Annotated in this window: 11 protein-coding genes; 9 read left to right on the forward strand and 2 right to left on the reverse strand. The window is 66.3% G+C overall.

Annotated elements, in window-relative coordinates:
• Nucleotides 1–227: 227 nt before the first annotated feature.
• The 7 genes from WS69_RS22150 to gltA all read left to right on the forward strand — a co-directional run bounded on the left by WS69_RS22150 (nt 228) and on the right by gltA (nt 6154).
• Nucleotides 228–1034: a GntR family transcriptional regulator gene (locus tag WS69_RS22150; protein ID WP_082716368.1), complete on the forward strand. Its 807-nt coding sequence runs from the start codon at nt 228–230 to the stop codon at nt 1032–1034.
• A gap of 199 nt (nt 1035–1233) precedes the next feature.
• Nucleotides 1234–1650: a succinate dehydrogenase, cytochrome b556 subunit gene (gene sdhC, locus WS69_RS22155; protein ID WP_059472814.1), complete on the forward strand. Its 417-nt coding sequence runs from the start codon at nt 1234–1236 to the stop codon at nt 1648–1650.
• Between the two features lie 4 nt (nt 1651–1654).
• The gene (gene sdhD / locus WS69_RS22160) at nt 1655–2023 is read left to right on the forward strand and encodes a succinate dehydrogenase, hydrophobic membrane anchor protein (protein WP_059472815.1); all 369 of its coding nucleotides are present in this window, start codon (nt 1655–1657) and stop codon (nt 2021–2023) included.
• A gap of 4 nt (nt 2024–2027) precedes the next feature.
• On the forward strand, nt 2028–3803 hold the full coding sequence (sdhA, locus tag WS69_RS22165; protein WP_059472816.1) for a succinate dehydrogenase flavoprotein subunit: 1776 nt from the start codon (nt 2028–2030) through the stop codon (nt 3801–3803).
• A gap of 21 nt (nt 3804–3824) precedes the next feature.
• Nucleotides 3825–4526 (forward strand): succinate dehydrogenase iron-sulfur subunit, encoded by a 702-nt coding sequence (locus tag WS69_RS22170; RefSeq protein WP_006028608.1) that lies wholly within the window; start codon nt 3825–3827, stop codon nt 4524–4526.
• Nucleotide 4527: 1 nt separating this feature from the next.
• Nucleotides 4528–4800, forward strand: coding sequence for an FAD assembly factor SdhE (locus WS69_RS22175; protein WP_059472817.1), 273 nt, complete (start codon nt 4528–4530; stop codon nt 4798–4800).
• A gap of 52 nt (nt 4801–4852) precedes the next feature.
• Entirely contained in the window at nt 4853–6154 is a 1302-nt protein-coding gene (gene gltA, locus WS69_RS22180) for a citrate synthase (protein WP_059472818.1), read from the forward strand.
• Between the two features lie 97 nt (nt 6155–6251).
• On the opposite strand, the gene WS69_RS22185 is transcribed toward gltA, so the two are convergent.
• Entirely contained in the window at nt 6252–7214 is a 963-nt protein-coding gene (locus WS69_RS22185; protein ID WP_059472934.1) for a helix-turn-helix domain-containing protein, read from the reverse strand.
• A gap of 75 nt (nt 7215–7289) precedes the next feature.
• Between WS69_RS22185 and WS69_RS22190 the strand changes: the two genes are divergently transcribed.
• Entirely contained in the window at nt 7290–7679 is a 390-nt protein-coding gene (locus tag WS69_RS22190) for a VOC family protein (RefSeq protein ID WP_059472819.1), read from the forward strand.
• A gap of 816 nt (nt 7680–8495) precedes the next feature.
• A complete protein-coding gene (locus WS69_RS22195) occupies nt 8496–9740 on the forward strand; it encodes a DUF1479 domain-containing protein (RefSeq protein WP_059472820.1) in 1245 nt (414 codons plus the stop codon).
• 147 nt (nt 9741–9887) lie between these two features.
• On the opposite strand, the gene mdeB is transcribed toward WS69_RS22195, so the two are convergent.
• The gene (gene mdeB, locus WS69_RS22200) at nt 9888–12611 is read right to left on the reverse strand and encodes an alpha-ketoglutarate dehydrogenase (protein ID WP_059472821.1); all 2724 of its coding nucleotides are present in this window, start codon (nt 12609–12611) and stop codon (nt 9888–9890) included.
• Nucleotides 12612–12754 lie beyond the last annotated feature (143 nt).

The raw sequence follows: 12754 nt of genomic DNA on the forward strand, positions 1-12754 counted from the left end.
TGCTTTAAAGCAGGGCGGAGGACTCGCGGCGCATGCGCGGCGACGCCTGAAGATAGGCTAGGCACGTAGCCCGGGACGCGCGCTGCAACCCCGCGAACCCTTGCTCGCCCCGGAGTTTAGGAGCCGGGGCGGGTAAAGTCAAACAGTATCTTATGTCTTATATAAGACAGATGTTTTCGAGGGAAAAATCTGGACGGAAAAGCGGGGTTTATGTTGAAATGCGCGCCATGACTTCCAATCAGGCGAGCGCATCCAATCCGAACGGCGCAGCCGGCTCCACGCAGCCCGGCGGCGAGGCCGCGGCCGCGCCTTCGCCTTCGCCGACTTTCAGCCCACTTTACCAGCAGATCAAGGCGCTGATCACGCAGAGCCTCGAGGCGGGCGACTGGAAACCGGGCGAGATCATCCCGAGCGAAGTGGAGCTCGCCGGCCGATATAAGGTGAGCCAAGGCACGGTGCGCAAGGCGATCGACGAGCTTGCGGCCGACAACCTGCTCGTGCGCCGCCAGGGCAAGGGCACGTTCGTCGCGACCCACAGCGAGGAGCGCGCGCAATTCCGTTTCCTGCGGCTCCTCGCCGACGACGGCGTCGAGCATCCGCACGTGAGCCGCCTGCTCGAGTGCCGGCGGATGCGCGCGCCCGCCGAGATCGCGCGCCAGCTCGATCTGAAGCCCGCCGATCCCGTCGTCCAGGTGCGGCGCCTGCTCGAGTTCGACAGCGCCGTCACGGTGCTCGACGAGATCTGGCTGCCGGGCGCGATGTTCCGCGGGCTCACGTTCGAGCGCCTGAGCGAATACAAGGGGCCGCTGTACGCGATGTTCGAGAGCGAGTTCGGCACGCGGATGATCCGCGCGAGCGAGAAGATTCGCGCGATCGCGGCCGAGCCTTCCGTCGCGGACCTGCTCGGCGTTCCGTCGGGCTTTCCGCTGCTGTCGGTCGAGCGCGTGTCGTACACGTATGGCGATCGTCCCGTCGAAGTGCGGCGCGGATGGTATGTCACAACCGGGTACTACTATCAGAACGATTTGAGCTGAATTTCGGATGCAAGGTAAGGCGCAGCCTGAATCAAGGTAAGGCGAAACGACAGGTAATTGCGCACCCCACGCGCATAGCACGTTTCGCGCCGCGTTTATTCCGTGGAATGCAACGCTCCAGAGCAGAGCTTTCGCTGCAGCGCGAAATAAAAAGGCGCTAAAATCACGGATTAGTGTGACAACATAGTAGGGGTCTAGCATGACTGAAACAGTAAGAAAACCGAGGCCGGAGTACCGGAACATCGGGTTCGGCGACATCACGCTCAAATACCGTATGCCGCTCGCGGCTCGGGTTTCGATTCTGCACCGGGTGAGCGGTGCGCTGCTGTTCCTGTTCCTTCCTTTCCTGCTTTACCTCTTCGACCAAAGCCTCACGTCCGAACTCAGCTTCGAAGTCTTCAAGGCATTCCTCTCCAACATCGTCGTCAAGCTGATCGTCCTCGCGCTGTCGTGGGCGTTCCTGTTCCACTTCTGCGCCGGGGTCCGCCATCTGATGATGGACATGAATCACGATGCGGTGTCGAAGGAACGCGGCCGGAAGACGTCGGTCGTCGTGTTCGTCGTGTCGACCGTCCTCACGATCGCCGTCGCGCTCAAACTGTTCGGAGCATTCTAAGAAAATGGCAGCGAATAACCGTATCGGCTCGAAGCGCCTCGTCGTCGGCGCTCACTATGGTCTGCGCGACTGGCTCGCGCAGCGCGTCACCGCCACCGTGATGGCGATCTACACCGTCATCCTGCTCGTCTGGTTCTTCACGGCGCGCGATTTCTCGTACGAGGGCTGGGCGTCGATCTTCGCGACGCAATGGATGAAGCTCGCGACCTTCGTCACGCTGCTTTCGCTCTTCTATCACGCATGGGTCGGCGTGCGCGACATCTGGATGGACTACGTGAAGCCCGTCGGTGTGCGCCTGCTGCTGCAATCGCTGACGATCGTCTGGCTGCTCGCGTGCGCGGGCTACGCTGCGCAGATTCTCTGGAGAGTTTAAAAGAATGGCTGCAATCAAAACTTCCCTGCCGCGTCGCAAGTTCGACGTGGTGATCGTCGGCGCGGGCGGCTCGGGGATGCGCGCGTCCCTGCAACTGTCGCGCGCGGGTCTCTCCGTCTGCGTGCTGTCGAAAGTGTTCCCGACCCGTTCGCACACGGTCGCCGCGCAAGGCGGGATCGGCGCGTCGCTTGGCAACATGAGCGAAGACAACTGGCACTATCACTTCTACGACACGATCAAGGGCTCCGACTGGCTCGGCGACCAGGACGCGATCGAGTTCATGTGCCGTGAAGCGCCGAACGCCGTGTACGAGCTCGAGCACTTCGGCATGCCGTTCGACCGCAATGCGGACGGCACGATCTACCAGCGCCCGTTCGGCGGCCACACCGCGAACTACGGCGAGAAGCCGGTCCAGCGAGCGTGCGCGGCGGCAGACCGCACCGGTCATGCGCTGCTGCACACGCTGTACCAGCAGAACGTCGCGGCGAAGACGCAATTCTTCGTCGAATGGATGGCGCTCGACCTGATCCGCGACGCGGACGGCGACGTGCTCGGCGTGACCGCCCTCGAAATGGAAACGGGCGACGTCTACATCCTCGAAGGCAAGACCACGCTGTTTGCGACGGGCGGCGCGGGCCGGATCTTCGCGGCGTCGACGAACGCGTTCATCAACACGGGCGACGGCCTCGGCATGGCGGCCCGCTCGGGCGTCGCGCTGCAGGACATGGAGTTCTGGCAGTTCCACCCGACGGGCGTCGCGGGTGCGGGCGTGCTGATCACCGAAGGCGTGCGCGGCGAGGGCGGCATTCTGCGCAACTCGAACGGCGAGCGCTTCATGGAGCGCTACGCGCCGACGCTGAAGGATCTGGCGCCGCGCGATTTCGTGTCGCGCTCGATGGATCAGGAAATCAAGGAAGGCCGCGGCGTCGGCCCGAACAAGGACCACGTGCTGCTCGACCTGTCGCACATCGGCGCCGAGACGATCATGAAGCGTCTGCCGTCGATTCGCGAGATCGCGCTGAAGTTCGCGAACGTCGATTGCATCAAGGAACCGATCCCGGTCGTGCCGACGATCCATTACCAGATGGGCGGCATCCCGACCAACATCCACGGCCAGGTCGTCGGCACGCCGCGCGGCCACGAAGAGCCGATCAACGGCTTCTACGCCGTGGGCGAATGCTCGTGCGTGTCCGTGCACGGCGCGAACCGCCTCGGCACGAACTCGCTGCTCGATCTGGTGGTGTTCGGCCGCGCTGCCGGCAACCACATCGTCGAGCACGTGAAGAACCAGCGCGAGCACAAGCCGCTGCCGGCGGACGCCGCCGAATTCTCGCTCGAGCGCCTCGCGAAGCTCGAGAAGTCGACGTCGGGCGAGTACACGCAGGACATCGCGAACGACATCCGCGCGACGATGCAAAAGCATGCGGGCGTGTTCCGCACGTCGAAGCTGCTGGAAGAGGGCGTTCAGCAGATGGCGGGCCTGAAGGAGCGCGTCACGCACGTGCACCTGAAGGACAAGTCGAAGGTGTTCAACACCGCGCGCGTCGAAGCGCTCGAGCTGGCGAACCTGATCGAGGTCGCGCGCGCGACGATGGTGTCGGCGGAAGCGCGCAAGGAAAGCCGCGGCGCGCACGCGCACAGCGACTACGAGCACCGCGACGACGACAACTGGCTGCGCCACACGCTGTGGTTCAGCGAAGGCGATCGCCTCGACTACAAGCCCGTCCATATGAAGCCGCTGACGGTCGAGTCCGTGCCGCCGAAGGCGCGTACGTTCTAAGCCAGCGCAAAGGAATCTGAAATGGCCAAACGCATTTTCGAAATCTACCGCTACGATCCGGACAAGGACGCCGCGCCGCGCATGCAGACGTACGAGCTGGAGCTCCAGCACGAGCGGATGCTGCTCGACGCGCTCGTCAAGCTGAAGTCGGTCGACGAGACGCTGTCGTTCCGCCGCTCGTGCCGCGAAGGCGTATGCGGTTCGGACGCGATGAACATCAACGGCAAGAACGGCCTCGCGTGCCTGACGAACCTGAACGACCTGCCGCAGAAGATCGTGCTGCGGCCGCTGCCGGGTCTGCCCGTCGTGCGCGACCTGATCTGCGATTTCACGCAGTTCTTCAACCAGTACCACTCGATCCGTCCGTACCTGATCAACGACGAGCCGCCGCCCGAGAAGGAGCGCCTGCAGTCGCCGGAAGAGCGCGACGAGCTCGACGGCCTGTACGAGTGCATTCTGTGCGCGAGCTGCTCGACGTCGTGCCCGAGCTTCTGGTGGAATCCGGACAAGTTCGTCGGTCCGGCGGGCCTGCTGCAGGCGTATCGCTTCATCGCGGACAGCCGCGATCGTGCGACGGGCGAGCGCCTCGACAACCTCGACGATCCGTACCGTCTGTTCCGTTGCCATACGATCATGAACTGCGTCGACGTGTGCCCGAAGGGCCTGAACCCGACGAAGGCGATCGGCAAGATCAAGGAATTGATGGTTCGCCGCGCGGTCTGACATGAGCGAATCGTCGCATCAATCCGACCCGCATCGCCGCGCGCGGCTTCGCTGGCGCGCGCGGCGCGGTCTGCTGGAGAACGATCTCATTTTCGAGCGTTTCTTCGACAGACACGAGCACGACCTCAGCGACGCGGACGTGAGCGCACTGTCGCGCCTGCTGGATCTAAGCGACAACGACCTGATGGACTTGCTGCTCGCACGCAAGGAACCAGAAGGCGACTTTGCCGGCCCGGACATGTCCAGGCTGCTGGAGATGCTGCGCAGCGTTTGAGAGCGTTGTGCCCGTTATCGAATCCGTTTCTTTTTTCGATTGAGGATGTGTCATGACCCCGTCTGATGTTAAAGCCACGCTATCGTTCAGCGACAATTCGCCGAGCGTCGAACTGCCGATTTACAAGGGTACGATGGGCCCGGACGTAATCGATATCCGCAAGCTGTACGGCCAGACCGGCAAGTTCACGTATGACCCGGGCTTCATGTCGACGGCGTCTTGCAACTCGGCGATCACGTACATCGACGGCGACAAGGGCGAACTGCTGTACCGCGGCTTTCCGATTGACAATCTCGCTGAAAACGCGGACTTCCTCGAAACCTGCTATCTGCTGCTGAAGGGCGAGCTGCCGAACGCCGCGCAGAAGAAGGAATTCGTCGCCACCGTCACGAAGCACACGATGGTGCACGAGCAGATGCAGTTCTTCTTCCGCGGCTTCCGCCGCGACGCGCACCCGATGGCGATTCTCGTCGCCGCGGTCGGCGCGCTGTCCGCGTTCTACCACGATTCGCTCGATATCAACGACCCGCGTCACCGTGAAGTGTCGGCGATCCGCATGATCGCGAAACTGCCGACGCTCGTCGCGATGGCGTTCAAGTACAGCATCGGCCAGCCGTTCGTCTATCCGCGCAACGACCTGTCGTACAGCGCGAACTTCATGCGCATGATGTTCGCGAACCCGTGCGAAGAGTACAAGGTCAACGACGTGCTCGTCCGCGCGCTCGACCGCATCCTGATCCTGCACGCCGACCACGAGCAGAACGCGTCGACGTCGACGGTCCGTCTCGCGGGCTCGTCGGGTGCGAACCCGTTCGCGTGTATCGCGGCCGGCATCGCGTGTCTGTGGGGCCCGGCGCACGGCGGCGCAAACGAAGCCGCGCTGAACATGCTCGAGCAGATCGGCACGCCGGACAACATCCCCGAGTTCATCAAGCAGGTGAAGGACAAGAACTCGGGCGTGAAGCTGATGGGCTTCGGCCACCGCGTGTACAAGAACTACGATCCGCGCGCGAAGCTGATGCGCGAGACCTGCTACGAAGTGCTGAACGAACTGGGCCTGCACGACGATCCGCTCTTCAAGCTCGCGATGCAGCTCGAGAAGATCGCGCTCGAAGACGAATACTTCGTGTCGCGCAAGCTGTACCCGAACGTCGATTTCTACTCGGGCATCGTTCAGCGCGCGCTGGGCATCCCGACGTCGATGTTCACCTGCATCTTCGCGATGGCGCGCACGGTCGGCTGGATCGCGCAGTGGAACGAGATGATCGCCGATCCCGAGCAGAAGATCGGTCGCCCGCGGCAGCTCTTCATCGGCGAGACCCCGCGTACGGCGAAGCCGATCGATCAGCGCTGATCGGCGGCGCGCAGCGCGTGCGGCCAGTCCGCCGCGCGTGGTGCGTGCAACGCTGAATGAAACACCCCGACGGTTCGCCCGTCGGGGTGTTTGTTTTTCAGCGGCGCGTTTTCGTGGTCGTACCGCGCTCGAGCGACGGCGGGCGCACGTCGATGCCTTTCGTCCGTGCCGGCGCGTCGTCGGGCGGGCGGTCGTGCTCCGCGAGAAATTGCCGGTATGCGCGCGGCGTCATCTGTCGCGCGGTGAGGAACTGGCGATTGAAGTTCGCGAGATTCGCATAGCCGGAGCGCGTCGCGACGAGCGACACCGGCCAGTCGGTCGACGCGAGCAGCCGTGCCGCGTGCGCGAGCCGCAGCCGCTGCAGATAGCGGCCGATGGTTTCGCCGACGTGCTGCGCGAACCGCCGTTGCAGCGAGCGCTCGGACAGGTGCGCGACTGCCGCGAGTTCGGCGATGCGCAGCGGTTCGTGAAAGCGGCGGTCGAGCAGGTCGAGCACGCGGTCGAGGCGCTCGGCTTCGGGCGCGAGCGCGGCGCCGTCGGCGGTGTGGTAGGCGGCGGCCGTCGCGAGCGGCGTCGCGTGCGCGTCGGCGAGGAAAGCGAGGACGTCGAGCGCGGTCGTGAGCCGCACGCGCGGCGCGCGGTCGACGAGCGCGGGCAGCCGCGAGCGCATCTCGGCCGCGGCGTCCGGCCCGAACGCGAGCCCTGGCGCGGCTCGGCGCAGCAGCGTGCGCAAGCCTGCGAATTCAGGGCAGCAGTCGGCGATGCGCTGTGCCCAGTCGCCGTCGAACCAGACGACGAGTGCGACGAGCGGCGCGTCCGGATCGATACGCGCGTCCGACGCCCACGTATGCGGCAGGTTCGGCGGCACGAGCACGAGATCGTCGCCGGCGTAATCGGCGACGTGATCGCCGACGAAGCGCTTGCCGCGGCTGTTCAGCGTGAGCGTCAGCTCGTATTCCGGATGGTGGTGCCATTCGAACGGAATCTGCGCGAGCCTGCGCCGATAGACGCGGACCGAGCAGCCTTCGGGAATCGCGATGCGTTCGTAGCGCGGCTTCATGTCGGCGTCCATTCGTCCGCGTGGCGGGTGGGCGTGGCATCATCGTCGGGTTTCGACGATCCGGGAGGCACGCGAATGTTCTCACATGTCTGCATGGGCGTAACCGACGTAGAACGCGCTTATGCGTTCTACGCGCCGTTGATGGAAGCGTTGCAGTTCGCGCTCAAGTTTCGCGATCCCGACGGTTGGACCGGCTGGATGCCGGCCGACGCGCCGCGTCCGGTGTTCCTGATCGGCCGGCCGTTCGACGGCGCGCAGCACGCGCCCGGCAACGGTCAGATGACCGCGTTTCTCGCGGCGAATCGCGCGATGGTCGACCGCGTGTACGCGCTCGCGCTGCGAGCGGGCGGCACGAGCGAAGGGGCGCCCGGCTTGCGACCCCGCTACCACCCGAACTACTACGGCGCGTACTTTCGCGATCCCGACGGCAACAAGCTGTGCGTATGCTGCCACGAGCCGGAGTAGACGTGCGCGTCTCCGCTTCGAGGCGGGAATAAGCGTCGGCGCGTAGCCAAAGCCCTTCGACGGCAGTCGTGCGGCCGGCGATCGCGCGGCGGGAGAGAATGGGCGCGATGCGGCCGAATCGGCATATGGCACCGCGCGCAGCCGTCTGGAATGCGTGCATTCCCTATCTTTTGCGAGGTGGAGCGTATGTGCGCAATGCGGTTTGTCGTGGCGCTCGCCTGGTTGCTGGCGATCGAAGGCGCAATTGCCGGCGTCGCCGAGGACAACGTGCAGCGGGCCGCGCTTCCGATGCCCGTACGATCGACCGGCCGACTGCCGGCAATGGGCGCAGCCCGTCTTTGTCGGCGCGCAGCGCGACGCATCGCCCGGCTGGGCGCACGCGCTCGTTGCGATGGCCGCCTATGACGCCGCGGCGATGTCGAACACGCCGCGCTCGCGAGACGGCCCAGTCGCTGTGCGACGAGCATCGCGCCGCGATGTTCTCGAGCGAGCACTACATGCTCGCGCCGCCGGTGATAGCGCGCTGATCGCGCGGTCCCGCGACGGACGCGGACGCGGCAGTTGCCGCGTCGTCGTCGCTCTCCCCGATCGGATGCGTTGCAACGCCGAAAGCCGTGCCGTCGCGCGTCGTGCACTGCTCCCGCGCCAGGCCGCGTGGCGGTTCTTTCGGCCTTCGGCGCGCTTGTCCGGACGGCTGGCGTAATCCTATCGATGGTTGGCGCAATTGCATCACTTCTCACGGATCAGGCGATCTACGCTGAATGGGTGCGTTGACGTACGCCGCACCCATCCAGAATCAGATCAAGGAGACACCCGATGCCGTTTCATATCGACGACCTGCCGGCGGCGATCCGCACGACGAAAGCGGCGCTGCGCGCCGCACTGCCGAACCGCGCGCAGGTGTTTCGCGAGCTCGAGGGCGAGATCGCGCGGCAAGCCGACTCGATCCTGACCGATCGCGCGCAAGGCCGCGACACGATCCCCGTGCTGCGCTTCGCCGACGTCGCCGCGGATCGCGTCGATTCGGCGTCGCTCGCCGCGCTCAGGGCGCGTGGCGCTTGCGTGATCCGCGGCGTGTTCGACGCGCGGCGGGCGAGCGATTGGAACGACGAGATCACCGCGTACGTCGAGTCGAACCGGCTCGACGACAAACTCGCCCATCGCGCGGAAGACCGCTATTTCGGCACGCTCGCGTCGAGCAAGCCGCAGATCTACGGCGTTTATTGGTCGAAGCCGCAGATCGCCGCGCGCCAGTCGCCCGAACTGACCCTGGCGCGTGTTTTCCTGAACCGGCTGTGGCGCGCGCAGAGCGAAGGGCGCGTGCATTTCGATCCGGCGCGCGTGCCGGCCTATGCGGACCGCATCCGCCGGCGGCCGCCGGGCTCGTCGTCGCTCGGCTTGTCGCCGCACGTCGACGGCGGCTCGGTCGAGCGCTGGCTCGGGCCGAACTTCCGGCGCGTCTATCGGCACGTGCTCGCGGGTGACTGGCGCGCCTACGATCCGTTCGACGCGGCGTTCCGGCCGGACGTCGAGGAGATTCCGTCGCCCGCCGTCTGCTCGATGTTCCGCACGTTCCAGGGCTGGACGGCGCTGACGCCGCAGGGGCCCGGCGACGGGACGCTGCAACTGATTCCGATCGCGAACGCGATGGCCTACGTCGTCCTGCGCGCGCTGCAGGACGACGTGCCCGGCGACGACCTGTGCGGCGCGCGGCCGGGCCGTGCGCTATCGGTGCTGCCCGAATGGCATGCGCCGCTCCTCGCCGCGCTCGCACCGATTCCGCCGATGCAGCCGGGCGACGCGGTGTTCTGGCACGGCGACGTCGTGCACGCGGTCGAGGACGCGCATCGCGGGACGGGCTACAGCAACGTGATGTACATCGCGTCGGCGCCGGGGTGCGCGAAGAACGACGCTTACCTGACGCGGCAGTTGCCGAGCTTCCTGCGCGGCGAGAGCCCGCCGGATTTTCCGGCCGATCACTTCGAGACGGATTTCGCCGGGCGTGCGCAGGCGGACGATCTGACCGCGCTCGGGCGCGAGCAGATGGGGTTCGGGTTGTGAGCGGTCGGCAGGCGTTGGCGCCGGGGCGAAATACGATCGCCCCGGCGCCCGCAAATGCCTGCGTGCCGCGCGCCGAGCGAAGCCATTGCGTCGGAGACGCGCGCTCGACCTGCTGAAACGGGCGTCGGTCGCATCATGCTCGCGCCGTCACCGCTCCCACGGCGGCGTGCGCGACGTGTCGCGCTTGCCGTAGCGCTCGATCGCATCGCGCACGACGTCGCGCGTCACGGCTCCGTCGTCGGCGAGCGCGCGCAGCGCCGCAATCACGATTGACGCGCGATCGACCTCGAAGAACGCGCGCAGCGCCTGGCGCGTGTCGCTGCGGCCGAAGCCGTCGGTGCCGAGCGTCACGTAGCGGCGCGGCACGTATGCGCGGATCAGCTCGGGCAGCGCGCGCGCGTAGTCGGTCGCGGCGATCACCGGCCCGCGCGTCGCGGCGAGCGCGGACGTGACGTAAGGCGTCGCGTTTTCGTTCGCTTCGTCGCCGTCGAACAGACGCTGCGCGCGCTCGGCCGCGATGCCGTCGCGCTGCAGTTCGGTGAAGCTCGTCACGCTCCACACGGCCGCATCGATCTGCCAGCCGTCGCGCAGCATGCGCGCGGCCGCCTGCACTTCGCCGAGAATCGCGCCCGAGCCGAGCAACTGGACGCACGCGGCGGGCTGCGCCGTCGCGTCGAGCGGATACATGCCCCTGAGAATGCCGTCGCGCACCGCGTCGGCCCGGTCCGCGGGCAGCGACGGCTGCGCGTAGTTTTCGTTCGTGACGGTCAGGTAATAGAACGTGTCGCGCTGCCGTTCGAGCATCTCGCGCATCCCTTCGTCGACGATCACCGCGACTTCGTACGCGAACGCCGGATCCCACGCGCGGCAGTTCGGCACCGTCGACGCGGCGAGATGGCTCGTGCCGTCCTGATGCTGGAGCCCTTCGCCGCCGAGCGTCGTCTTGCCGGCGGTCGCGCCGATCAGGAAGCCGCGCGCGCGTTGATCGGCGGCGGCCCAGATCAGGTCGCCGATCCGCTGGAAGCCGAACATCGAGTAGTAGATGTAGAACGGCAGCATCGGCAGGTCGTGCACGCTGTACGACGTCGCCGCGGCGATCCACGACGACATCGCGCCCGCCTCGGAGATGCCTTCCTCGAGGATCTGTCCGCGCGTGTCCTCGCGGTAGTAGAGCATCGAGCCGAGGTCTTCCGGCTCGTAGCGCTGGCCGAGCGGCGAGTAGATGCCGACCTGCCGGAACAGGTTCGCCATCCCGAACGTGCGCGCCTCGTCGGCGACGACGGGCACGACGCGCGGCCCGAGCGCCGCGTCCTTCAGCAGGCCGCCGAGCATCCGCACGATCGCCATCGTCGTCGACATCTCGCGGCCGCCGGCGTCGAGCGCGAATTGCCCCCAGGAAGGCAACGACGGCACGGTCGATGCCGTCGTCGCCGCTTTCCGCCTTCTGGGCAGACAGCCTCCCAGGGCAGCCCGGCGCGCATGCAGGTATCGCATCTCCGGGCTGTCTTCCGCGGGCTTGTAGAAACGGAGCTGCTCGACGTCTTCGTCCGTGAGCGGCAGCCGGAAACGGTCGCGGAACGCGAGCAGGTGCTCGACGTCGAGCTTCTTCTGCTGATGGGTCGTCATCCGGCCCTGGCCGATCGCGCCCATTCCGAAGCCCTTCATCGTCTTCGCGAGGATCACGGTCGGCCGGCCTTCGTGACGGACCGCGCTTTCGTACGCGGCGTACAGCTTGCACGCGTCGTGGCCGCCGCGGCGCAGCCGGTCGATGTCTTCGTCGCGCAGATGCGCGACGAGCGACGCGAGCGCGTCGTCCTGGCCGAAGAAGCGTTCGCGGTTGTACGCGCCGTCGTTCGCCGAGAAGGTCTGGAACTGGCCATCGACCGTCTGCGCGAACGCGCGCGCAAGCGCGCCCGTCGCGTCGCGCGCGAAGAGCGCATCCCAGTCCGAGCCCCACAGCACCTTGATCACGTTCCAGCCGGCGCCTGCGAACTGCGATTCGAGCTCGTCGACGATGCGGCCGTTGCCGCGCACCGGGCCGTCGAGCCGTTGCAGATTGCAGTTGATCACGAACACGAGATTGTCGAGCCCTTCGCGCGCCGCGAGCGACAGCGCGCCGATCGATTCGGGCTCGTCCATCTCGCCGTCGCCGAAGAAGCCCCACACCTTGCGGCCGTCGGTGTGCAGCAGTCCGCGGTTCTGCAGGTAGCGCATGAAGCGCGCCTGGTAGATCGCATTGATCGGACCGATGCCCATCGAGCCCGTCGGGAACTGCCAGAAATCGGGCATCAGCCACGGATGCGGATACGAGCAGAGGCCCGGTCCGGCGATCTCGCGCCGATAGTGCTCGAGCTGCGCTTCGCTCAGGAATCCTTCGAGAAACGCGCGCGCATAGACGCCCGGCGACGAGTGCGGCTGGAAGTAGACGAGATCGCCGCCCGACGCGTCGCCCGCCGCGAGGAAGAAGTGGTTGAAGCCGACCTCGAACAGATCGGCCGCCGACGCGTAGCTCGCGATGTGGCCGCCGAGCTCGCCGTACGCGCGGTTTGCGCGCACCACCATCGCGAGCGCGTTCCAGCGCAGCACCGCCGCCAGGCGCGCTTCGAGCTGAAGGTCGCCCGGATACGGCGGCTGCGCGTCGAGCGGGATCGTATTGACGTACGGCGTCGTGTTCGCGTGCGGCGGCGCGACCCGGCGGCGCGCCGCGTGCTCGGCGAGCTGCGCGAGCAGGTACCGCGCGCGGTCGACGCCCGTGTGCTCGACGACGCCGTCGAGCGCGTCCAGCCATTCGGCGGTTTCCTGCGGATCGGTGTCGTCGTGGCGGCGCGCGGCCGAGAGGACCGGGCGGATACCGTTCGACAAGTCGTTCATGCGCGGCTCCAGATGGGGCGGGTTCGAGGAAGCGACATCGGCAGCAACAGCCGTCAAGGTTATCCACGGAGCCGCAGAATGTGCATCTCTTTTGGTTGGAATTTTGGTTTCGTGTAACGTACAAATTCCTGAAAAATCTCTGT

Origin of the sequence: Burkholderia sp. BDU5, assembly GCF_001522845.1 — a bacterium.
Lineage (GTDB): Bacteria > Pseudomonadota > Gammaproteobacteria > Burkholderiales > Burkholderiaceae > Burkholderia > Burkholderia mayonis.

Coding starts and splice junctions, on each gene's coding strand:
- WS69_RS22195 (WP_059472820.1), top strand. CDS start 8,496: ATGCCGTTTCATATCGACGACCTGCCGGCGGCGATCCGCACGACGAAA.
- mdeB (WP_059472821.1), bottom strand. CDS start 12,611: ATGAACGACTTGTCGAACGGTATCCGCCCGGTCCTCTCGGCCGCGCGC.
- sdhA (WP_059472816.1), top strand. CDS start 2,028: ATGGCTGCAATCAAAACTTCCCTGCCGCGTCGCAAGTTCGACGTGGTG.
- WS69_RS22185 (WP_059472934.1), bottom strand. CDS start 7,214: ATGAAGCCGCGCTACGAACGCATCGCGATTCCCGAAGGCTGCTCGGTC.
- WS69_RS22170 (WP_006028608.1), top strand. CDS start 3,825: ATGGCCAAACGCATTTTCGAAATCTACCGCTACGATCCGGACAAGGAC.
- WS69_RS22150 (WP_082716368.1), top strand. CDS start 228: ATGACTTCCAATCAGGCGAGCGCATCCAATCCGAACGGCGCAGCCGGC.
- gltA (WP_059472818.1), top strand. CDS start 4,853: ATGACCCCGTCTGATGTTAAAGCCACGCTATCGTTCAGCGACAATTCG.
- sdhD (WP_059472815.1), top strand. CDS start 1,655: ATGGCAGCGAATAACCGTATCGGCTCGAAGCGCCTCGTCGTCGGCGCT.
- sdhC (WP_059472814.1), top strand. CDS start 1,234: ATGACTGAAACAGTAAGAAAACCGAGGCCGGAGTACCGGAACATCGGG.
- WS69_RS22190 (WP_059472819.1), top strand. CDS start 7,290: ATGTTCTCACATGTCTGCATGGGCGTAACCGACGTAGAACGCGCTTAT.
- WS69_RS22175 (WP_059472817.1), top strand. CDS start 4,528: ATGAGCGAATCGTCGCATCAATCCGACCCGCATCGCCGCGCGCGGCTT.